Here is a 21,394-nt window from a genome sequence, read left to right as displayed (position 1 = left end):
CCAGAGCCAGCTGGGCTAGTAACAGCATTGAGCCCGCAGGTCCCTCCATCAAGATAATTCTGAAAATAACTTGTTACTTCGCGATTTTGATTGGCAGGCACCTCAATATAATCGGTGGTGACCCCATTCGGTGTAACTCTTGCGAAAGTACAGGTACACAGCACATCTTGTGATGAATTGACTAACGTAATCGCTCTCGTATCCGAATCATATTCGAAGGCGCACTCGCCCTGTGCATCACCAAAAGTAAAGACTTTTGAAACAGTTTTGACCTTTGAATGGCGTTTGGTATCCTCGGTCTCTAGCAAGAGGAAGAATAGCAGCTCACCGGCGATCATGGTTACGTCTCGAACGAAGCCCCAAAACTGGTCGCTCATTAGAAGCCTCCATTGCGATTATCTTTACAGCATGCCAGTGAGCAGCAGTCTAGAATATCAACAATTACTTCTATCTACTGGAAAGGGCAATGTGGCTAGAAAGACAAGCTTTGGACAGCCTGTGGATAGGATGGTAAGTAATATTACGCCAAGATCAACCGATTGTCAATAGCCTAACGCACTTATTGCGTGATACACGCTTGTGCGCATTACCATAACTCAACCTTGCAGCTGACCCCAAACGGGCATCCGCAGGAGATTGGTACGAATGTCTGTGGACGACGAGATTGCTCCCCTAGTATCGGCGCCAATTTGAGCCGGGCGCCCGCACCGCTTGGCGTACTCACCCGCTTGGCCAAACGCTGATTGTGACGTCGGGCTGCGGGCGCGTGCAGCGCGCGGGCGGGCCGATCGAGGAGATCCGGACGGGCGACGTGGTCTCGTTCGCGCGGGGCGAGAAGCACTGGCACGGCGCTGCGCCGACCACCGCGATAACGCATATCGCCATTCAGGAAGCGCTCGATCGAAAGGCTATCGAGTGGATGAGCATGTCAGCGATGAGCAGTACCAGCGTGACGCCACCGCGCGCTGAGGCAGAAGGCGTGCCCCGGGCGCATGTTCTCCTATGCTTACGGCTCGTGTTCGCGCTTGGAAGAGCGGCCAACTTGTTTGGAAGAGCAGCGCGATTCGTTCTGAACAGAAGCCTTTCCGCCAGAGTGCAGCTACAGCAAAGGCGGAGATATTGCTCAGGTGGCGTTTCCGCGAGCGCATCAGATAACTGATTGTTCTGCGCTCTCCGCTCTGCGCTCCCCTGCTCCAACGCTCCGCTGCTAGCAGTTGCGAATCATCGACGATCCTCAGGTCATTGCCGGAGGAACTGTTCGCTGCCGTGCGAATACCCACACTGGAGATAGACGGGCAGGAAAGTCATGGGATGCTGCGTCAGGCGGCGCAATCAGTCGCAGATACCTTACCGAATGCGCGATATCGCACGTTGAACGGTCAGGGTCACGATATTGTTCCCGCTGTTGTTGCCCCGGTGCTAGAGGAGTTCTGTCGCGCGGGTGTAGGCAGCAGCGCCGCGCCTACTGGCCGCGCTCGAGATCGAGCAGCCGGCGCTTCACGGCGAGCCCGCCGCCGTACTTGATCAGCGCGCCGCCGCTGCCGACCAGCCGGTGGCACGGCACGATGATCGGCACCGGGTTGGCGCCATTCGCCGCGCCGACCGCCCGAAACGCCTGCGGCGCGCCAATCGCGGCCGCCACGGCGGCGTAGCTGCGCACCTCGCCGTACCCGATCGTCAGCAGCTCGTGCCATACCCGCAGCTGAAACGGCGTGCCACGCAGGTCGAGCGCGAGGTCGAAGGCGCGCAGCCGCCCGGCGAAATACGCGCCAAGCTGTGCGGCCAGCTCGGCCAGGCGCGCGTCGTCGGCGGCGCGCAGTGCGCCTGGCGCCCAGCGCGCGGCCCAGCGCTCGCAGGCGCTCGTGTCGTCGGTGGGGAAGCTGAGCTGCGCCAGCCCGCGCTGCGTGAACACCGCGCCGTAGCTGCCTGCCGGGGTGGCCACGGCGCCAATTGTAATCGTCTCGCTCATGCGCTGTATTGTAGGGCAAAACCTGCGGCTGCGCGCGGCCTGTATGCTATACTTGCCGCCTTGGGCGGCCCGTGGGCGCGTGGCGAGCGGGACGGCCCGGCGTGGTATTGCAAAACGAGGATACTATGCGGATCTACAAGGCCAAGGCGCCAATGCGGATCGGCTTTTTTGGCGGCGGCACCGACGTGAGCCCCTACGCCGAGGAGTTTGGCGGCAAAGTACTGAACTGCACGATCGATAAATACGTGCGCTGCCAGCTGCGGCCCAGCGCCGACGGCGGCATCACCATTCGCTCGCTCGACCTTGAAGAAGTCAGCCGGAATGTAACCGGCCACTGGGAGGGGCGCCTGGGCCTGCCCCAGGCCGTGCTCGACGCCATGCCAGCCGCGCAGGGCGTTGAGGTGACGATGTTCTCCGACGTGCCGCCCGGCAGCGGCCTGGGCTCGTCGTCGGCGCTGGTGGTGAGCATGCTCAAGCTGATCTGCACCGCCTACAACATCGCCGCCGACCCGCACGAGGTCGCCGAGCTGGCCTACCGGATCGAGCGCGTCGACCTGGGCATCCCCGGCGGGCGCCAGGATCAGTACGCGGCGGCGTTTGGCGGGATGTGTGTATACCACTTCGGCGGCAAGCGGGTGATTGTCGAGCCGGTGCTGAGCGACCCGGCCATGCTGCTCGAGCTTGAGAGCTGCCTGATGATTGGCTATATCGGCGACCGCACGCTGCTGCGCCATCACCTGATGGAGGATCAGGTGCGCCGGCTCAAAGGCGGCGACACGCTGCGCTACCACGACGAGACCAAAGCCTTCGTCGACGAGTCGGTGAAGCTGCTGCGCGCAATGAAGATCGCCGAGTTCGGGCGGCTGCTGCACGACGCCTGGGAGGTGAAGAAGGCCTTCTCGCCCTACATTGCCCCGCCGATCGTCGACGAGATCTACGCCACGGCGCGCCGCCACGGCGCCTGGGGCGGCAAGATCACCGGCGCGGGCGGCGGCGGCTTTATGGTGTTCGCCTGCCCGTTCGACCGGCGGCTCGAGCTTGAGCGCGCGCTCGAGGGCGCGGGGGTGCGCATGCGCCCGTTCTCATTCACCACCCAGGGCGTGCACGCATGGAGCGTCGAGGTGGCCGAGAAGGGCGCGGGTGGCTAGGGCCAATTCTTTTCAAATAGCCATGAAGAAGCGAAAAAGCGAGGAATGTGCAGCCTCTGATTGCCTTCGACTCTTTGACAGGACGTACGCGGTCGACTGCGCTATCGGCTGGTTCTGCCTGCGGCAGCATGGTACTGCGCTTGCTTTTGTGCTGAGATGTTGGCGCTTTGCGCCAACATCTCAGCACCATCCATGAAAAAGTACCGCTCTGCCGAAGGTAAAAACGCGCACCGCGTAACTCCTGTCTTTGAGCTGTTGTGGCGATCGTCCGCTGGCATTGCTACTTGACACGAGTTGCGCGGCGTCCTCCCGCCAAAATCACTCTTTTTGGCTGGTCGCGGCACCACGTAATCGTGTGCTTGAAAGGTGCTGCGGCCAGCGCGCAGCGGCCGTGACACAACCGCGACGTGGCACGCCGAACCGATCAGCTTGCCCCGTTTTGGCCTTTGCTGCTGCGATGCTGCATATACCGCCAGGCCAGCCGCCGGCGCTGGCGCGAGATCTGCTGCTGCGCGCGCAGCGCCCACAGCCCCACCGGCCCGATCAGCGGCAGCCGCAGCGGCGCCCAGCGGCGCAGCGCGCGCTTGATCTGCACCGACGCCCAGCGGATCAGCCAGGTGCGCCGGCCCACCAGCGCGATGCCTGGGAACAACAGCGGCAGCCCTGGGATCACCGGCAGCACTACGCCGAGCAGCCCCAGCGCAATGCACGTCCACCCCAGCGCAGGCCGCAGCACCGGCCAGGTGTGCTTCCATACCGCGCTCAGCGCGATCTTCGATTGGGCCAGTGGCCCTGGTGTTGCGACCATCGTCATCAGCTCGCTGGCTCGACGATGCGAATCCGGTCGTCGTAGCCGGTGGCGTGCGCTGCGATGCCGAGCAGCTCGGCGGCAATATAGGCTGCCAGGTACGGCGCGATCCGGCCGTTCTCGATGCCTTGCTCGATCATCTCTAGGATCTCCTGCTTGCTGTGCATCGCTGCCTCCACGCTTCCAGAATGCTGAGTGGCGGCCACGCCGCGGGCCGCCACTCCCCGCTTCTCCTCCCCACTGCAGCCAGTATAGCCGGGCGCGGCGCCTGGGCCAAGAGCAAGCTTCCCCGATGCGCCGGGAAGAATTCCCCGCCAATAGCTGGGATTCATGCTCTATGGCGCTGCGATGCGCTGCGATACGATGGTGTTGTAAGCGAGAGGGCTTACGCGGCGGGGTTCGGGGATGCGTAGCCGCCCCGCGCAATTGCTTTTGCACACAAAGAAGGGAACCACACATGGGTAAAAATATACTGAAGCTCACTGCGCTGCTGACCGCGCTGACCGTGCTGTTCATGCTGATCGGCCGGGCTGTCGGCGGTACCGGCGGCATGCTGCTGGCCGGCGTGCTGGCCGCGGCCATGAACCTGGGCGCCTACTGGTTCTCCGACACCCTGGTGCTGAAGATGTCTGGCGCGCGCCCGGCCGACCCCGGCGAGGCCGCGTGGCTGCACGAGATGGTGGCGCGGCTGGCGCAGCGCGCCGGTTTGCCAATGCCGAAGGTGTATATCATCGACAGCGAGACGCCAAACGCTTTCGCCACCGGCCGCAGCCCTAGCCAGGGCGTTGTGGCTGTTACCAGCGGCATTACACGCATCCTCACCCGCGACGAGCTGGCCGGTGTGGTGGCGCACGAGCTGGCGCACATCAAGCACCGCGACACGCTGATCTCGGCGGTGGTGGCGACGTTCGCCGGCGCAATCGCGATGATCGCGAACATCGGCCAGTGGGCGCTGATCTTCGGCGGGTTCGGCGGCGACGACGAGGATGAAGGCGGCGGCGGCGTGCTGGGCGGCCTGCTGCTGCTGATCGTCGCGCCGATCGCGGCCACGCTCATCCAGCTGGGGATCTCGCGGGCGCGCGAGTTCGAGGCCGACGCCGGCGGCGCGCGCATCCTGGGCGACCCGCTGCCGCTCGCCAGCGCGCTCGAGAAGCTTGAGTGGGCTGCAGGGCGCGTGCCAATGCCGGCCAGCCCGGCCACCGCGTCGCTGTACATCGTCAACCCGCTCAGCGGCGGCGGCGTGCTGAAGCTGTTCAGCACCCACCCGCCCACGGCCGAGCGCGTGGCGCGCCTGCGCGCCCTGGCCAGCGGCGGGCTGCGCCAGACGCTTGAGCTGCGGGCCTAGCCGCATGATCGAGCGCGCGGCGCCGGCAAGGCGCTGGGCCTGAGCACACGCAAGGCGAAGGAGCGAACCCGCTCCTTCGCCTTTCGCCGCGCGCGGATGTCTTGTACAATACCTGGCGTTTCGTAAAGCGATCTGTATCGGCGTGCAGTTTTCCGCGCGCAGCCCGGAAAACTGCACACAAATCTGCCGAAGGGCAAAACCCTCACGGCGTACGCCCTCGATAGATTGCGAGAAAGGTTAGTGCGTGGATCAGGCCGGCTCGCCAACCATCAACCCACAAGAGTCGCGCTGGCGGCTGCTGCTGCGGCTACGCTGGCCGCTGGGCGCCGCGATCACCCTGGCGTTCGCGCTTGGGCAGCTGATCGAGCCGCTGCTGCTGGGCGAGCCGCGCAGCCTGGCGCGTCTGCTGCTCGATGTGATAACATGGGGCGTGCTCGGCGGCCTGGCGGTGTGGGTGAGCCTGACGTGGGTTGGCCGCCGGGAGCAGCGCTACCAGGCCGATCTCGAGCGCTCGCTGGCCGAGCAGCACATCCTGAACCGGCGCCTGCAGCGCGCCAACAGCCAGCTCGAGCTGCTGAGCGCCGCCAACCGCCAGATCGCCGAGTCGACGTCGCTCGACCAGATCCTCGACGCGGCGCTGCTCTTTCCGCGCCGGCTGGTTGTGGCGCAGGCCGCCGCGCTGCTACTGCACGACCCGCTCGGGCCGATCGTTGCGCGCGCCGACGGCGCCAGCGCCGACGACCTCGGCCGGCTGCGGGCGAGCTTCCAGCCCGAGCGCGCCGACGCCGGCCGCGAGCCGCTGCTGCTGGTGGCGCCCGATCGGCCTGGCGCCTGCCTGGCGCTGCCGCTGCACGACGGCGCCGTGCTGGTCGGGCGCGTCGAGCTGTACTGCGAGCAGGCCACGCCGCTGCCCGCCGACGAACTCGCCCTGCTCGCGACGATCGGCAGCGAGCTGGCCGAGGCGATCGTCAGCGCGCGCCGCCGATCGCGCGAGGAGCGCGCGATCTACCAGCTCGAGCGCGCGATCGCCGAGGAGCGCGCCCGCATCGCCCGCGATATCCACGACGGCCTGGCCCAGGCGCTGGCCTTCCAGCGCATGCGCGCCGACCTGTGGCTCGATTGGATCGCGAGCGACCCCGAGCGGCTGCGCGCCGAGCTGAAGCAGCTCAAGCAGTCGCTGCGCGAGCAGATTGCCGAGCTGCGGCGGGCGATCTTCGCGCTGCGGCCGGTGCAGTTCGACGACCTGGGCTTCGCCGGCGGGCTGAACCGCTACATCATGGAGTTCGCCGGGCAGCAGGGCTGGCAGGCGCGCGCCGACCTGAGCGGCCTGCCTACGGCGCTGCCGCCCGAGCTCGAGGCCACCTGCTTCAGGATCGTGCAGGAGGGCCTGAATAACATCGCCAAGCACGCGCGCGCCAGCCAGGCCGAGGTGCTGATCGACCAGATCGACGGCGGCCTGCGCATCCGCGTTTGCGATAACGGGCGCGGCTTTGAGCCAGGCCAGGCCGCCGATGGCCCGGCCGACCGTGTGGGGCTGCGCCAGATGCGCGAGCGGCTGGCCGCGCTGCACGGCCAGCTGACGGTGCTCTCACGGCCTGGCGCCGGCGCCGAGCTGCGTGTCTGGATGCCCTGGCGCCCCGCGCCGCCTACCAAGGAATAGCTATATGAGCAAACCACGCCTGCTGATCGCCGACGACCACCGCATGTTTCGCCAGGGTCTGCGCGAGCTGATCGAGCGCAAGACCGATTTCGTGGTGGTGGGCGAGGCCAGCACTGGCCACGAGGCGCTGTCGCAGGCCGAAGCGCTACGCCCCGATATTGTGCTGCTCGATATCCAGATGCCCGATCTGGATGGCGTCGCGGTGGCGCGCCAGCTCGCCCTGTCGCACCCCGAGATCAAGCTGGTGATGCTGACGATGTACCGGCACGACCAGCACGTGATCGAGGCGATCAAGGCCGGCGTGCGCGCCTACCTGCTGAAAGACGCCGACGCCGAGGAGCTGCTCGACGTGCTTGGGCGCGTGTACCGCGGCGAGTCCGCGCTCGACCCGTCGATCACCGCGCGCGTGTTTCAGGAGATCCGCCGCCTGAGCGGCCCGCCCGACGCCGGCGAGGCGCTGACGCCGCGCGAGCGCGAGATCGTCACTCTGCTGGCCGAGGGCCACGACAACCGCACGATCGCGGCGCGCCTGCACCTTTCCGAAAAAACCGTCGGCAATCGCCTCAGCGAGATCTTCCAGAAGCTCGGCGTGGCTAACCGCACTCAGGCCGCGATGGTGGCAATCCAGCGCGGCCTGGTGGCCACGCCCGGCGGCGAGCGCCTGCCATGAGCGAGTATTCTGCGCCTCTGGGCGATATCGCCGTGTGCGCGCCCCAGCGCGCCGACCTGAGCGCCGTTGTCGATCTGATCAACGCCGCGTCGCTGGCCGAGGGCGGCGCGCCCGATATGACGCCCGCGCTGGTGCTGGCCGACTGGGAGGGGCCGAACTTCGACCTGGCGGCCGACGCATGGCTGGCGCTCGATGCGCGCGGCAGCGTGCTGGGCTACGAGACGCTGTTTTACACGCCAGGCGCGGCGTACGCCGAGATCGACGGCTATGTGCACCCGGCGCACAAGGGCCGCGGCATTGGCACGCGGCTGCTGCGCCTGGCCGAGGCCCGCGCCCGCGCGCTAGCCGGCGCTGCGCCGCCGGCGCTGCACGCCAATATCGAGGCGACAAACCAGGCCGCGCAGGCGCTGTTCGCGGCCGAAGGCTACCGGCCGGTGCGCCACTTCTGGCGTATGGAGATCCTGTTCGAGCAGCCGCCCGCCGCGCCTGCTTGGCCGGCCGGCATGGCCGTGCGCGCGTTTGTGCCCGGCCGCGACGAGCGCGTGACCCACGCGGCAATACAGGAGGCATTTCAGGATCATTGGGGCTTCCAGCCAACGCCTTTCGACGAGTGGCGGCAGGCGCAGATCGGCCGCGCCGATTTCGACCCGGCGCTGTGGTTTCTGGCATTCGATCGCGAGGAGCTTGCCGGCGTGGTGCTGGGTTTCGCGCGTACCGACGAGCTGGGCTGGGTGCGCAACCTGGGCGTGCGGCGGCCATGGCGCGGTCGCGGCGTTGGTATGGCGCTGCTGCGGCAGGCGTTTGGCGCGTTCTACGCGCGTGGCATTCGTATGGCTGGCCTCGGCGTCGACGCGCAGAACCTGAGCGGGGCCACACGCCTGTACGAGCGCGCCGGCATGCGCGTGGCCGAGCGCTACGATACGCTTGAAAAAGTCCCGAGTGCATGAGCGCCGCTCTGCGCCGCGAGGCATAAGCATCTGGCGTTGCCGCTGGCACGGCCTTCCCGTAGGGCGCGCATCGTGCGCGCCTTCTCCCTCTCGTGGCAAACCGACACGCCACTCCGCATCACAGGGCATGTGCGTCTGTCATTGCCGCTGGCATAGAGGCTTTCCCGTAGGGCGCGCATCGTGCGCGCCTCATTGTCGTATGGGTGGCGCATGCCTCGTCGCAACGCCCGACTGGCACGGCCTTCGTGCCCGTAGGGCGCGCATCGTGCGCGCCTCATCGCTCCCCGCTCCAACGCTCTGCGCTCAAACGCTTCCCGCTCTCCGCTCCAACGCTCACTCGGGTGGGGTCGGCGGCTTGGCCTTCTTGGGCGGAGCGTTGTAGGCGTTCATGGCAGTGGTGAAACCGTCGCGCAGGACCATCTCCACGGCGTCGGCGACGCGCGCGTGAACCTCGGGCAAGGCCGCCTCTTCGTCGCGCGTGAAGCGGCCCAGCACGTAGCCCGCCGCGTCGCGGCCCGGCGGCCCCTGGCCAATGCCCACGCGAATGCGCGGGAATGCCTGGCTGCCCAGCTGGCCCACCAGCGACTTCATGCCATTGTGCGTGCCGGCGCTGCCGCGCTCGCGCAGCCGCAGCGCCCCGAACGGCAGGTCGAGGTCGTCGTAGATCACCAGCAGCTGCTGGTCGGCCGCCACCTTGAACCACTGGCACAGGCCCACCGCCGCCTGGCCGGCCAGGTTCATATAGGTGAACGGCTTGGCCAGCGCCACGCGCTGCCCGGCGATCGTGCCGAGCGCCACGCGCGATTTGGCGATCTTCTCGCTGAAATCGAGCCCGTGGCGGCGCGCTAGCACATTCACACACTGAAACCCGAGGTTGTGGCGGGTTTTGGTATACTCTTCGCCTGGGTTGCCCAGGCCCAGCACAATCCACACAGTCGGCCCCTCGCTGCGCGAAACCGCGCGCATTGTACACACAACCGCGCGCGCCGGCAAGCCCCGTGGCTATGGTATAATCGGCCCGTTGCAGGTGTGGCCCGCGCGGCCGCATCGAGCGCGGGGCCAGCCGCGCCAGCAGCACCTGCCCTGTGATACGATTTGTAGCCGATTTCACGCTGCCATGCCCGATCTGCCTGCGCCATTCACAACCCCGGAGTGGGTGCGCCACGCCGTGTTCTACCAGATCTTTCCCGATCGCTTCGCAAACGGCGATGCGTCGAACGATCCTGAAAATGCCCAGCCGTGGGGCAGCCTGCCGAGCTTCGACAATTTCACGGGCGGCGATCTGCAAGGCATCATCGACCACCTGGGCTACCTGGCCGACCTGGGCATCACCGCGCTGTACTTGAACCCGATCTTCCAGGCCTCTTCAAACCACAAGTACAACACCTTCGACTATATGCGGATCGACCCGCACTTCGGCGACCTCGCGACGTTCCACCGGCTGATCGCCGAGGCGCACGCGCGCGGCATTCGCGTGGTGCTCGACGGTGTGTTTAACCACTGCGGGCGCGGCTTCTTCGCCTTCAACGACCTGCTTGAAAATGGTGGCCACTCGCCGTACCGCAACTGGTTCTACATCGACCAATTTCCGATCCACCCCTACGACGGCGACAAGCCCGCGAACTATGCGACGTGGTGGGATTTCCGCTCGCTGCCGAAGTTCAACGTGGCGCACCCGCCAGTGCGGCGCTACCTGCTTGGGGTCGCGCGCTACTGGATCGAGCAGGGCGCCGATGGCTGGCGGCTCGACGTGCCGAATGAGATCGCCGACCACGATTTCTGGCGCGAGTTTCGCGGGGTGGTGAAGGCCGCCAACCCCGAGGCGTATATCGTCGGCGAGATCTGGAACGACGCTACGCCATGGCTCGACGGCACGCAGTTCGATGCGGTGATGAACTATTTGTTCCGCGACCTGTGCCGCGACTTTTTCGCGCGCGACAGCTTTCGCGCCGACGCGTTTGGCGCCGGGATCGACCATTTGCTCGGGCTATACCCGCGCCCCGCCACCGAGGTGCAGCTGAACCTGCTCGGCAGCCACGATACCGTGCGCTTTCGCACCGAGGCCAGCGGTGACCGCTCGCGATCGTACCTGGCAGTGCTGTTCCAGATGACCTTCCCCGGCGCGCCGTGCGTGTACTACGGCGATGAAGTGGGCATGGAAGGCGGCCCCGACCCGCTGTGCCGCGGCTGCTTCCCCTGGGACAAGGCCGAGTGGGACGCCGAGCTCTACGAGTGGACGCGGCGCTGCATCCAGCTGCGCCACGAGCACCCGGCGCTGCGCACCGGCGAGTATCGCTCGCTGCTGGCGCGCTCGACGGTGAACGTATACGCCTACGCTCGCTGGGACGCCAGCGAGCAGTTTGTGATCGCGCTGAACAACCGCGATGTAACCCGCACGCTCGATCTGCCGCTGGCGGGCACGCCGCTGCCCGACGGCGGCGAGATGGCCGATCTGCTGAGCGGCGAGAGCTACCCCATCCGCGCTGGCCGTGTCGAGCATGTGCGTGTGCCCCGCCGCGGCGCGGTGGTGCTGCACCGGCTGAGCGCGCCGCATTGAGATCGAGAAGCCCATGTCATTACGCTTTCACGAGATCGCCGAGCAGAACCACCGCATTCTGAACCCATTCACCGAGGATCAGCTGCTGCTGCTTGGCGAGATTTGCGGCATTCGCGCCGGGCAACGCCAGCTCGATCTGTGCTGCGGCAAGGGCGAGATGCTCTGTTGCTGGTCGGCATTGGCCGGTATCACCGGCGTTGGCGTTGACATAAGCCCGGTTTTTCTCGCGGCGGCGCGGCGGCGCGCAGCCGAGCTTCAGGTGAGCGAGCAGGTGTCGTTTGTCGAGGGCAATGCCAGCGTATACCCGATCGCGCCCGGCGCCTTCGATATCGTGAGCTGCATTGGCGCGACCTGGATCGGCGGCGGGCTGGTTGGCACGCTGAACATGGCGCGCCCCGGCCTGCGCGGCCGCGACGCTCTGCTGCTGGTTGGCGAGCCCTACTGGATCGACCCGCCGCCCGACGAGGCGGTCGCCGCGATTGCGGGCGGCAACGCTGCGCTGTTCGCCTCGCTCGCCAGCACGCTCGAGCGTATTGAGTCGGCCGGGCTCGAGCTGGTGGAAATGGTGGCGGCGAATCACCACGGCTGGGATCGCTACACCGCGCGCCAGTGGCTCGCTGTCTCCGACTGGCTGCGCGCCAACCCCGGCAGCCCCGACGCGGCGCATGTGCGCGAGCTTCACGAACGCTACCGGCGCGAGTATATGGCCTACACCCGCCGCTACCTTGGCTGGGCGGTATTCGTGCTGCGCCAGCCGTAGCGCCCTCGCTGATCACGGATCTGCGCTCTGTGCGCGGTTTTTCCGCACGCAGCGCGGAAAACTGCGCTGCCGCTTGGTGGGGGTTTGGGGCGGCATTGTGCTGCACTGCGTGGCGAGCCGATTAATCTATACGTGATCAAGCGCAGGCGTATAATACATTCGCTTGATGACGTACCTGGTGGGTTTGGGGGCGGCGAAGCCGCCCCATTTCTTTTCTTGTGCGGCGCCCGGCAAAGCCGGGCGCCGTAAAGAAAACACAAGTAATCAAACGGAGTTGGTATAAGCACAGGCCAGGAAGCGAACATCGCCTCCCCAAACGGGGAGGCGATGTTCGCTTTTTGCTAGGTTGAGGCAGCGTGAGCGGCTACACTCGTGTCTGCGCGCGGTGGATGCGCACTGTGCGCAGCAGCAGCGTCAGCCCCAGCAGCGCAAAGCCCGAGATCGGCACGCCCGTACTGGTGTTTGGCAGCTGCGGGGCCGGCGCCGGGGTAGGCGTCGCCACTGGCGGCTTGTTCGTCGAAGTCGCCGTTGGCACCACCGTGATCGTTGCGGTCGCGGCGATTATGGCGCTAGGCGCCGCCGTCGCGCTGGGTGCCGCCGTAGCGGCCTGCGCCACCGGGCCGAGCTGCGAGCCAACGATCAGCACTGTGACGATATTCGAGCGCAACGACTGGCCCAGGCCATCGTAGGTGGCTTCGGCTTGGCTCACCAGCCGCGTGCCGATCTCGACCGTATCTTTCACTGTCGCGTTGACCTTGATCTCGACGCCTTTGTCTGGCCCCAGCGTGTCGAGGTTGAGCGTCACAAGGTTGCCCTGGCGCTGCGCGTCGCCAACGTCTGAGCTTAGGCTTTTGATCTCGAGATTATCGGGCAGCGCGCTTGAGATCTGCACATTCTTGAAATCACCGCTCTTCTGCGTGTTGCGGAACGCAATCACATAGGTGATGTCTTGCCCGGTGAAGGCGCTGCCCCAGTCGCTAGCCATGCGGAAGTAGCTGCTGGGCGGCGTCGCGGTGGGCTGGCTGGTGGGCGTGCTGCTGGCCCCCGGCTTGGCCGTGGCCACTGCGGTGCCGCGCCCAGCCGGCCGCGCGGTCGGTCGCGCGCCGGGGCGCGGCGTGGGCGGCAGCGGCGGCAGCAGCGGCGAGGTCGGCTGCGGCGGCGTGGGCGAGCTCCCACCGCCACCACCGCCACCGCCGGGCTTCGACGTCGGCTTCTCGGTGGGCTGCGCAGTGGGCGAGGGGCCGGTGGTCGGTGAGGGGCCGGTGGTCGGCGAGGGGCCGCTGGTGGTGGGCGCCGGGCCGGCCTGGTTGATATCGACGTAGACTTTGTCCGACGCGGCGGTGTTCTGGTTGCCGTCCTGGGCAGCGGCCTGATTCGGCACGCGGCCGGGCTGGGCGTCGCCGCGCACCTTCACGGTGATGCTGATCGTCACCGGCTGGTTGTTCTGCACCGGCACGCTGCAGCTCACGTTCACGCCGGACACCGTGCACGAGCCTTTGCTTGCGCTCGCGCCGACGATCGTGAAGTGCTGGTCGATCGCGTCGTTGACCGTCACAGTGCTGGCGCTGGTGCTGGCGCTGAACACCGACAGCGTGTACTCGAATTGCTGGCCAGGCGAGGCCACGCCAACCGAGGCGCTTTTCACCAGGCGCAGCGGCGGCTCGCCCAGCACCGGCGTAAGCGTTGGCGTTGGCGTGCCCGGCACCGGCGTGTTGGTGGGCGGGCTGGTCGGCGAAGCCGCGGGCGGCGTGGTCGCCGTAGCGTTCGGGTCGGTGGTGGCGGTAGGCGCCGTCGTGGCGGTAGGCGGCGTGGTCGCGTTCGGGTCGGTGGTGGCGGTAGGCGCCGTCGTGGCGGTAGGCGGCGTGGTCGCATTCGGGTCGGTGGTGGCGGTAGGCGCCGTCGTGGCGGTAGGCGGCGTGGTCGCGTTCGGGTCGGTGGTGGCAGTTGGCGCCGTTGTGGCAGTCGGGTTGTCGATCGGCGTCTGTGTGGCGCGCTGGTCGCCGACTGCGCCGGTGTTTGTCGCCTCGGCCTGCGGGCGCGGCGCGGCCGGCGCCACGAGCGGGTTCACCCAGCGGTACGCCTCGGCATACAGTGGGAAGACAATCATCAGGATGGCCACCACAAGCATGGTAACCTCGATGAACGTCCAGCGTGCTGGCCTGCGCCCGGATGTTGGTCGTGTGGTGCGAAAGCGTTGCATAGCTTTAAACCCCCGCTGGTGCCCGCTACGGGCGTGGAGACGGTTTTGATTCGATCAGGTCGGCGACGACCACCAGGCGCTGCGTGTCCCAGTTTGTGCAGGTCATCAGCGTCAGCGTGGGCGTGCTGGTTGGGTCGAGCACTTCGATTTGATTCGGCCAGACATTCTTACTTTCACGCACGCGGTAATGGTAGCGCAGCCCGGCGGCGTCGAGAAAGATGTCGGCGCCGGCGCCGAGCGACCCGAGATCGCGAAACACTGCGCCGCGCATCCCGGCGTGGCCCGCCAGCACGGTGTTGCCGGTATCGCCGGGCAGGCCAGTGCCGTGCAGGTAGCCCGCGGCATAGTCGGCCACTTCCCAGGCGCCGTCGACGACAAACACTTCTTTCACCGGCGTATCGAGCGCGATCGCAGGGATGAGCAGGTGCGTTGGCTCGGGCGCGCCGGCCTCCGGCTCGCTGATGACGCCCTGGCGCGGCGCCAGGAACTCGTTCTCGGGCGGCGGCGGCTCCGTGACGTCGGTGGTGTAGGGCAGCAGCACCGCCGGCGCCGGAGCGCTACGCGGGCGCGCCGCCGGCCCGGCACCGCTGGCGCGTGCGGCCGGGGCGGCTGCCACTGCGATCGGCGGGGAGGGCACTGGGTTCTGGTACTCGTGCAGCCAGTCGCGGATTGGCCCATCGGCCAGCCAGTAGCCAAACACCAGCAGCGCCGCTACGATCACCATTCGCTCGGCGTAGCCCAGCATCGAATCGACCCAGCTGCGCAGCAGAAAGCCGCGCAGCGCGTGCCGCCGCTGCTCGGATGCCGAGCGCAACGCAATCGGCGCCAGCCGCCGTTCGGCGGGCGCCGTGGGCGCGTCGATCAGGTTTTGCAGCAGATCAAGCTCGGCTTGTTTGCGCGCTGTCGAGCGGGACTGTTTGCGAATTGGCATCCTTGGCCTCAGGCGCCGCAACACCCGGCACTATGCCATTAGTGTCCACTGGGGCGATTATACACTAGCCATGGCATGCGTGCAATAGGAAAAAGGTAACTAATGGGAAATTATCGGGCTGGCTGTCGGATGAGTGTAAAGTGATACGTCAGGCTGGCGCCCGGTCGGCTGCTGCGAGGTACTACCGTGCGTAGGCCGTGGGCGCGCTGCCGACAGCCGCCGCCACCGAGCCAAAGCCGTCGCGCCGTAGCAGTGCTGCAAGCTCGCGCTTGAGCTGGTATACCAGCCCCGGCCCGGCGTAGATCAGGCTGGTGTAGAGCTGCACCAGGCTCGCCCCGGCGCGGATATGCGCGTATGCGTCGGCGGCCGAGGCCACTCCACCCACCCCGATAATCGGCGCGCGCCCCTCGCTGAAGCGGTGAATCTGCTCGATCACCTGGCGCGCGGGCGCCGCCAGCGGCCGACCGCTCAGGCCGCCGGCCTCGCCGGACTGCGGGCTGCGCAGCCCCGCGCGCGCCAGCGTGGTGTTGGTCGCGATAAAGCCATCGACGCCGGCCGCCAGCCCCGCCGCGACAACTTCGCTCAGCTGCGCGGGCGCCTCATCGGGCGATACTTTCAGGAACACCGGGCGTGGCCGCGCCATGCGGCGGTTGAGCGCGTTCAGCTCGCCCAGCAGCTGCTCAAGCGCCGCGCGCTCGTGCAGCTTGCGCAGGCCAGGCGTATTCGGCGACGAAATATTGACCGCGATGTAGTCGGCCAGCGGCGCCAGCGCCACAAACGCCGCCAGGTAATCTTCGGCCGCGCGCTCCAGCTCGGTCGTGCGGTTCTTGCCAATATTCACGCCAATAATGAGCGAGCCGCGAGCCGAGAGGCGCGCGCCAATGTGCAGCAAACCGCTCGCGCTTTTCGGCGCTTGCGCCTGGCGGTACCCACGCAGGTTTTGGGCAGCGGCGACCATGCCGGGGCTGTTGAAGCCCATGCGGTTGATCAGCGCGGCGTCTTCCGGCAGCCGGAACAGGCGCGGGCGTGGGTTGCCAGGCTGCGCGCGCGGCGTAACGGTGCCGACCTCGACCGAGCCGAAGCCTAGCGCGGCCATCGGCCCGATCAGCGTAGCGTGCTTGTCGAAGCCGGCCGCCAGCCCGACCGGGTTGGCGAAGCGCAGCCCGGCCACATCGCACGCGAGGAGCGCGTCGTCGGCGGGCGCGAGCGCCGCCACTAGCGCGCGCAGCGCTGGGGTGTCGGCCGCGCGCAGCAGCCCGCTCACCAGGTTGTGCGCGCGCTCGGCCTCGAGCCGGAACAGCAGCGGCTTAAGAGTGCGGTAGAGCATAGAGTGTTCGTTTGTCCTGTTCAGGCGGCTTCTAGCGCCAGGTCGCGCAGATCGAATACCGGGCCATCGCTGCACAGCAGCCGGATGCCGCGCCGCAGCTCGACTGGGCACGCGCCGCAGGCTCCGACGCCGCAGATCAGCGGGCCTTCCAGCAGCGCGCTGGCGAAGCCCGGCTCCCAGCGCAGCCGCGCCGCGCGGATCGCGTTCGCCAAGGTTGGCAGCTGGCCGCTTGGCAGCGCCGCGCACACCTGGTCGGCCCAGGCGATCGGCGGCAGGGATGCCGGCGCAGCCGGCGCCGGGGTCTCGCGCCTGCGTTTTTCGCTGGCACGTTGCTCGTCTGGCGTATTGGCCGCCGCCGATGGCTGGCTCGCCAGCAGGTCGGTCGCCGCGCCAGCGATCGTCTGGTACTCGACCTCGCCGGGCAGCAGGTAGGCCGGCGGTAGTTCGTCGGCGGCGCCGGCGCCGGCCAGCAGCGTCACCGCCACCTGCTGAGCCGCTGCGGCGCGCGCGAGCAGCAGCAGCGCCGCCAGCCCCGGCCCGGCGCCAACGCACAGCAGCGTGCGCGTGCGCGGGCCAAGCGCGAACGGCCGCCCGAACGGCCCGAGCACGTCGAGCACATCGCCGGGGCGCCCGCGCGCAAGCCAGGCCAGGCCACGGTCGTTTGGCGCGAACAGCAGCGCAATCTGGCCGAGCGCCGGCTCGGCCGCAGCCACAAACAGCGGCCGGCGCAGCAGCGGGTCGTCGGCGTCCGGCTCGGCGCAGCGCACCAGCAAGTACTGGCCGGCGCGCGCGCCGCGCGCCAGATCGGGCGCGTCGAGCGTCAGCCAGCGCAGCTTTGGCGTGAGCGCGCGCTGGTCGGCAATTGTGAGAAAGCGCTGTTGGATCATAAGCGTCTGGCGTGCGTCGGCGGTATACGCCTGGTAATCGGCCTACTCGTCTTCCAAAATCCCCTCCAGCCGCGAGGCCTGCTGGAGTATCCCGGTGCTGCCGCCGAAGTTGCCGCGCCGGTAGGCGATCGCGCCGTGGTACATCGTCAGCATCACCTGGCCCTTCAGCCGCTGGCCGTTCACCGGCGTGTTCACGCCTTTCGAGGCGAACTTGCCGGTGTCGACCACCCAATTGTAGTCGGGGTCGAAGATCACGATGTCGGCGTCCGAGCCCGGGCGCAGTGTCGCGGGCGTGCGGCCGAGCACCGAGGCCGGCCCTTCGGTTAGCTTGGCGATCAAGTTCACCAGGTCCATCTCGCCGCGGTGCACCAGCGTCAGCACCAGGCCGAGCGCGGTCTCCAGGCCCGAGATCCCCGGCGCGGCCAGGCGATACTCGCACTCCTTATCGACGTGGCTGTGTGGCGCGTGGTCGGTGGCAATCGCGTCGATCGTGCCGTCGCGCAGCCCTTCGATCAGCGCCTCGACATCTTCCTCGGCGCGCAGCGGCGGGCTGACGCGCGTGCTGGTGTCGTAGGGCGCGATCTTGGTCGGGTCGAGCCAGCCCGGCAGCGCCAGCTCGGGGTCGTGCTTGTGCTTGCGCTTGCCGCGGCCGGTGGGCGCGCGCTGCTCGTTTGGCTCGCCGAGCGAGCCGAGAACCCAGCGGTCGGTCAGCGTCAGGTGGTGCGGCGTGGCCTCGGCCGTCACGTGCACGCCGCGCTGCTTGGCCGCGCGCACCAGCGCCACGCCGCCGGCGGTGCTGACGTGGCAGATGTGGATGTGCGCGCCGGTCATCTCGGCCAGCGCGATGTCGCGGGCGATCTGCACCTCTTCGGCCGCCGCCGGGTAGCCGGGCAGCCCCAGCCGCGTGCTGATCACGCCCTCGTGCATGGCCCAGCCATGGCTGAGCTTGAGATCCTCGCAGTGGCTCATGATCGGCACGCCGAGCATGGCCGCGTAGGCCAGGGCGTTGCGCATCACCGCCGGGTCGCTCACCGGGCTGCCGTCGTCGCTGAAGGCAATGCAGCCGGCCTCGACCAGCTCGGCCATCTCGGTCAGGTTCTTGCCCTCGCGCCCGAGTGTGATCGCGCCGATCGGCTCGACGCGCACCGCGCCGCCTTCGCGCGCGGCGCCCAGCACCTGCCGCACCACGCCGACGCGGTCGTGCGGCGGGCGCGTGTTCGGCATCGCGCACACCGTGGTGAAGCCGCCGCGCGCCGCCGCAGCGGTGCCGGTGGCGATCGTCTCTTTGTGCTCCTCGCCCGGCTCGCGCAGGTGCGTGTGCAGGTCGATGAAGCCGGGGGCGATCACTGCGCCGCGCGCGTTGATCACCTCGATCCCCTCGCCCAGCGGCTCCTGCTCGGTCGAAAGATCCGCCAGGTCGATCACCCGCGCGACCTTGCCGTTCTCCACCAGCACGTTGCCAACCGTCGCAACCCGGCGCGCCGGGTCGATGATCGAGCCATTTTTAATCAGGTAGCGCATTGTGTTCCTCTTTATTGAAACTGGCCGCCTGGGTTTGTGTAGCGCCAGGGCGCGAAGCGAATGCGTGCTCTGCCGGCGGCAGCGCGCGCCACAGCCCCAGCGCCGCCACGATCAGCAGCAGCACGAAGCTGGCCGAGCCGATCGCCGCCCAGGGCTGCGGGAAGCCAAAGCGCGGGTCGTTCAGCGCGAAGCTCACGATCGGCGCCTGCCGCAGGTCGAGCATGCGCAGGTGCGCCACGATCGGCGAGTAGGCCGGCTGGTACAGGTAGATCCGCTCGCGCCCGATGTCGCCGCGCGTTAGGTCGTTGATGTAGATGTTGAAATCGACCAGGATGCCGAGCAAGTTCACGCCAATCGACAGCGCCAGCAGCGCGATCAGGCCCCGCCGCCAGCCCGGCCGCTCCAGCAGCGCCCCCAGCGGCAGCACCAGAAACGGCATGAGCGGCACCAGAAAGCGCGGCCCCCAGCCCCACCCCGCCCACCAGATCCACCACAGCGCGCTCTGCGCCAGCGTCGCCAGCGTCAGCAGCCCGATCAGCGCGGCCTCGGCCCGCCAGCGCCGCGCGAACGGCGCAATCGCCCACGGCAGCGCCAGCAGCAGCGGCACATACAGAAACACCGATTTGCCAGGGCTCAGCAGCAGGCCGTACAGCCCCTCGATCAGGTTGCCGCTGAAGCTCTCGTTGGCGTAGCCGCGCTCGATCGGCGATCGAAAGCGCACCCAGTTGTAGCCCGCCATCGCCAGCGCGAACGGCGCGAGGCCCAGCCCAAACCATACGCACTGCCGGAAGAACGTCGCCCGTTTGCCGCGCGCGGAAGACGATAGACGAGACACGATGGACGTTAGCTGGTAGCCGCTCCGTTCGTCCATCGCCCGCTGTCGATCGTCAGACGCGCTAAGCCACAGATACAGCCCAAACGCCGGCAGCAGCACCAGCCCGCCCACGCGCGTCAGCAGCGCATAGCCGAAGCCCAGCCCGGCGATCAGCGGGCGCCGCGTCGCGATCGCCAGCGCAGCCAGCAGCAGCCCGGCGGCGAATAGCGGCTCGCTGAAGAAGAACCGGCTGTACGGCCAGGCCAGCGTGCCCACGCCAAACAGCAGCGCCAGCGCCGCGCCCACCCGCGCCGACTGGTACAGCCGCGCCGACCAGGCGCACAGCAGCGCGCCGCTCAGCGCGGTTGCCAGCGCCGGCAGCAGCAGCGTGAGGAACCGCCCGACGTAGAACGCGCCAGCGCCGGCGCCAATCGCCCGCCCCAGCACGTACCGCCCGAATGCGTACAGCGGCGCGGCCGCCAGCGGCTGCCCCAGGCCGTACTTCGAGAACAACACTCCGTCGGCGCGCCGCACTGTCTGCGGGTAGATCGCCGCGCCCTCGGGCAGCGAAACCGTGCGCTCGTCCACCATCCGCATTGCGGTGATCAGCATCACCTCGCCGTCGCTGATAAATGGCTGCCCGCCGGTGCTCAGTAGGTAGATCGCCAGCAGCAGCAGCCCGGCCCACGTCGCTACCCGGTCTGCCGGCGCGACGCCGCCGCCCTGCCGCTTGGCTCTCGGTTCTTGGCTCTCGGCTCTCAGCTCTCGGCTCTCGATTCTCGGCTCTTCGCTCGTGGCAGCCGGCGAAATGCAGGCGGCAGGGTGTGGTTCGCCTGTGCCGCCTGTCTGCTCGCTCACGAAACTTCGGCCAGGCGGTACATCAGCGCCATGCGCACCGCCACGCCGTTCGTCACCTGCGTCTCGATCACCGACTGGCGCGAAGTCGCGACGTCGGGCATGATCTCGACGCCCTCGTTCATCGGGCCGGGGTGCATCACCAGGCAGTGTGGCGCGGCGCGCTTCACCCGCGCGGCGTTCACGCCGAACACGCGGCTATACTCGCGCAGCGACGGCAGCAGCCCGGCTTCCTGGCGCTCTTTCTGCAGCCGCAGCGTCATGATCACGTCGGCGCCGGCCACGCACGCGTCCAGGCTGTGGCTGATCGTTACATTTGGCCAGGTCGCCGTCCACAGCGCGGCCGGCCCGAGCAGCGTCGGCGGCGCGCACAGCGTCACCTGGGCGCCCATGGCCGTCAGGCCCCACAGGTTCGAGCGCGCCACCCGGCTGTGCACAATATCGCCGACGATCACCACCTTCAGGCCCTCGACGCGGCCAAGCCGCTCGTTGATTGTGAACAGGTCGAGCAGCGCCTGGGTTGGGTGGGCGTGGCGGCCGTCGCCGGCGTTCAGCACCGAGCCGTGGAAGTGCTGGGCCACCAGGTAGGGCGCGCCGCTCTCGCCGTGGCGCATCACGATGATGTTGGCGCCTAGCGCTTGGAGCGTGCGCACCGTGTCGATCAGCGACTCGCCCTTTTCGACGCTGCTGCCTTTGCTGGTCATCGCCACCACATTCGCCGAGAGCGCCTTGGCCGCCAGCTCGAACGAGATCCGCGTGCGCGTGCTATCCTCGAAGAACATGTTCACCACGGTGGTGCCGCGCAGCGCCGGCACCTGCTTGATCGGCCGGCTCAGCACCTCTTTCATGCTGGCGGTCGTCTCGAGGATCTCAATGATCTCGTCGCGGCTGAAGTCGTCGAGGTCGAGCACGTGGCGGCGGCGGGGTGGCGAAGATTGGGAGTTGGTGGCTGGCGATGCTGCGACTGTGGTATTCGTCAGTGTGGTCATATCGGC

At 67.9% G+C, this 21,394-nt stretch carries 19 protein-coding genes and 1 pseudogene; 8 read left to right on the top strand and 12 right to left on the bottom strand.

The window, feature by feature from the left end; genetic code table 11:
* Window positions 1-377: hypothetical protein (locus U0177_RS12455; RefSeq protein ID WP_409570957.1), on the bottom strand; the 377-nt coding region annotated here is incomplete at its 3' end.
* A 311-nt stretch (window positions 378-688) separates the two neighbouring features.
* Between U0177_RS12455 and U0177_RS12450 the strand changes: the two are divergent.
* Window positions 689-969: pseudogene (locus U0177_RS12450) on the top strand (cupin domain-containing protein); the annotation flags it as partial.
* A gap of 493 nt (window positions 970-1,462) precedes the next feature.
* Here the strand turns inward: U0177_RS12450 and U0177_RS12445 are convergent.
* Window positions 1,463-1,969, bottom strand: a complete 507-nt coding sequence (locus U0177_RS12445; protein ID WP_409570956.1) for a methylated-DNA--[protein]-cysteine S-methyltransferase — start codon at window positions 1,967-1,969, stop codon at window positions 1,463-1,465.
* 125 nt (window positions 1,970-2,094) lie between these two features.
* On the opposite strand from U0177_RS12445, the gene U0177_RS12440 reads away from it, so the two are divergent.
* Window positions 2,095-3,117, top strand: a complete 1,023-nt coding sequence (locus tag U0177_RS12440; protein WP_409570955.1) for a GHMP kinase — start codon at window positions 2,095-2,097, stop codon at window positions 3,115-3,117.
* A 424-nt stretch (window positions 3,118-3,541) separates the two neighbouring features.
* Here U0177_RS12440 and U0177_RS12435 read toward each other — a convergent pair whose 3' ends face one another.
* Together U0177_RS12435 and U0177_RS12430 are read right to left on the bottom strand one after the other, a co-directional pair.
* A complete protein-coding gene (locus U0177_RS12435; protein WP_409570954.1) occupies window positions 3,542-3,925 on the bottom strand; it encodes a hypothetical protein in 384 nt (127 codons plus the stop codon).
* Between the two features lie 5 nt (window positions 3,926-3,930).
* Complete coding sequence (locus U0177_RS12430; RefSeq protein ID WP_409570953.1) at window positions 3,931-4,092, bottom strand: hypothetical protein; 162 nt, start codon at window positions 4,090-4,092, stop codon at window positions 3,931-3,933.
* A gap of 290 nt (window positions 4,093-4,382) precedes the next feature.
* Between U0177_RS12430 and U0177_RS12425 the strand changes: the two genes are divergently transcribed.
* From U0177_RS12425 to U0177_RS12410, 4 genes are all read left to right on the top strand, one after another.
* Complete coding sequence (locus U0177_RS12425; RefSeq protein WP_409570952.1) at window positions 4,383-5,270, top strand: zinc metalloprotease HtpX; 888 nt, start codon at window positions 4,383-4,385, stop codon at window positions 5,268-5,270.
* A gap of 244 nt (window positions 5,271-5,514) precedes the next feature.
* Window positions 5,515-6,930 (top strand): histidine kinase, encoded by a 1,416-nt coding sequence (locus tag U0177_RS12420; RefSeq protein ID WP_409570951.1) that lies wholly within the window; start codon window positions 5,515-5,517, stop codon window positions 6,928-6,930.
* 4 nt (window positions 6,931-6,934) lie between these two features.
* The gene (locus U0177_RS12415; RefSeq protein WP_409570950.1) at window positions 6,935-7,600 is read left to right on the top strand and encodes a response regulator; all 666 of its coding nucleotides are present in this window, start codon (window positions 6,935-6,937) and stop codon (window positions 7,598-7,600) included.
* Complete coding sequence (locus tag U0177_RS12410; protein WP_409570949.1) at window positions 7,597-8,547, top strand: GNAT family N-acetyltransferase; 951 nt, start codon at window positions 7,597-7,599, stop codon at window positions 8,545-8,547. The genes U0177_RS12415 and U0177_RS12410 overlap by 4 nt, the downstream gene beginning before the upstream one ends.
* A 333-nt stretch (window positions 8,548-8,880) precedes the next feature.
* Here U0177_RS12410 and pth read toward each other — a convergent pair whose 3' ends face one another.
* Window positions 8,881-9,480: an aminoacyl-tRNA hydrolase gene (gene pth / locus U0177_RS12405; RefSeq protein WP_409570959.1), complete on the bottom strand. Its 600-nt coding sequence runs from the start codon at window positions 9,478-9,480 to the stop codon at window positions 8,881-8,883.
* Between the two features lie 184 nt (window positions 9,481-9,664).
* Between pth and U0177_RS12400 the strand changes: the two genes are divergently transcribed.
* Together U0177_RS12400 and U0177_RS12395 are read left to right on the top strand one after the other, a co-directional pair.
* Window positions 9,665-11,104 (top strand): alpha-amylase family glycosyl hydrolase, encoded by a 1,440-nt coding sequence (locus U0177_RS12400; protein ID WP_409570948.1) that lies wholly within the window; start codon window positions 9,665-9,667, stop codon window positions 11,102-11,104.
* A gap of 13 nt (window positions 11,105-11,117) precedes the next feature.
* Window positions 11,118-11,864 (top strand): SAM-dependent methyltransferase, encoded by a 747-nt coding sequence (locus tag U0177_RS12395; RefSeq protein ID WP_409570947.1) that lies wholly within the window; start codon window positions 11,118-11,120, stop codon window positions 11,862-11,864.
* Window positions 11,865-12,228: 364 nt separating this feature from the next.
* Here U0177_RS12395 and U0177_RS12390 read toward each other — a convergent pair whose 3' ends face one another.
* The 7 genes from U0177_RS12390 to U0177_RS12360 form a co-directional block, all read right to left on the bottom strand.
* The gene (locus U0177_RS12390; RefSeq protein WP_409570946.1) at window positions 12,229-14,064 is read right to left on the bottom strand and encodes a hypothetical protein; all 1,836 of its coding nucleotides are present in this window, start codon (window positions 14,062-14,064) and stop codon (window positions 12,229-12,231) included.
* Window positions 14,065-14,089: 25 nt separating this feature from the next.
* Complete coding sequence (locus U0177_RS12385) at window positions 14,090-14,995, bottom strand: sortase (RefSeq protein WP_409570945.1); 906 nt, start codon at window positions 14,993-14,995, stop codon at window positions 14,090-14,092.
* Window positions 14,996-15,176: 181 nt separating this feature from the next.
* Window positions 15,177-16,322: a quinone-dependent dihydroorotate dehydrogenase gene (locus U0177_RS12380; protein ID WP_409570944.1), complete on the bottom strand. Its 1,146-nt coding sequence runs from the start codon at window positions 16,320-16,322 to the stop codon at window positions 15,177-15,179.
* Window positions 16,323-16,342: 20 nt separating this feature from the next.
* On the bottom strand, window positions 16,343-17,209 hold the full coding sequence (locus U0177_RS12375) for a hypothetical protein (protein WP_409570943.1): 867 nt from the start codon (window positions 17,207-17,209) through the stop codon (window positions 16,343-16,345).
* 42 nt (window positions 17,210-17,251) lie between these two features.
* Window positions 17,252-18,730, bottom strand: coding sequence for a dihydroorotase (locus U0177_RS12370; RefSeq protein WP_409570942.1), 1,479 nt, complete (start codon window positions 18,728-18,730; stop codon window positions 17,252-17,254).
* The gene (locus U0177_RS12365; RefSeq protein ID WP_409570941.1) at window positions 18,714-20,402 is read right to left on the bottom strand and encodes a hypothetical protein; all 1,689 of its coding nucleotides are present in this window, start codon (window positions 20,400-20,402) and stop codon (window positions 18,714-18,716) included. The genes U0177_RS12370 and U0177_RS12365 overlap by 17 nt, the downstream gene beginning before the upstream one ends.
* A complete protein-coding gene (locus U0177_RS12360) occupies window positions 20,399-21,388 on the bottom strand; it encodes an aspartate carbamoyltransferase catalytic subunit (RefSeq protein WP_409570940.1) in 990 nt (329 codons plus the stop codon). Before U0177_RS12360 ends, U0177_RS12365 begins: the two co-directional genes overlap by 4 nt.
* Between the last annotated feature and the right edge of the window lie 6 nt (window positions 21,389-21,394).

The sequence above is a fragment of the Kouleothrix sp. genome (assembly GCF_046328425.1).
GTDB lineage: Bacteria > Chloroflexota > Chloroflexia > Chloroflexales > Roseiflexaceae > Kouleothrix.
This window is presented reverse-complemented; position numbering and strand designations above follow the sequence as displayed.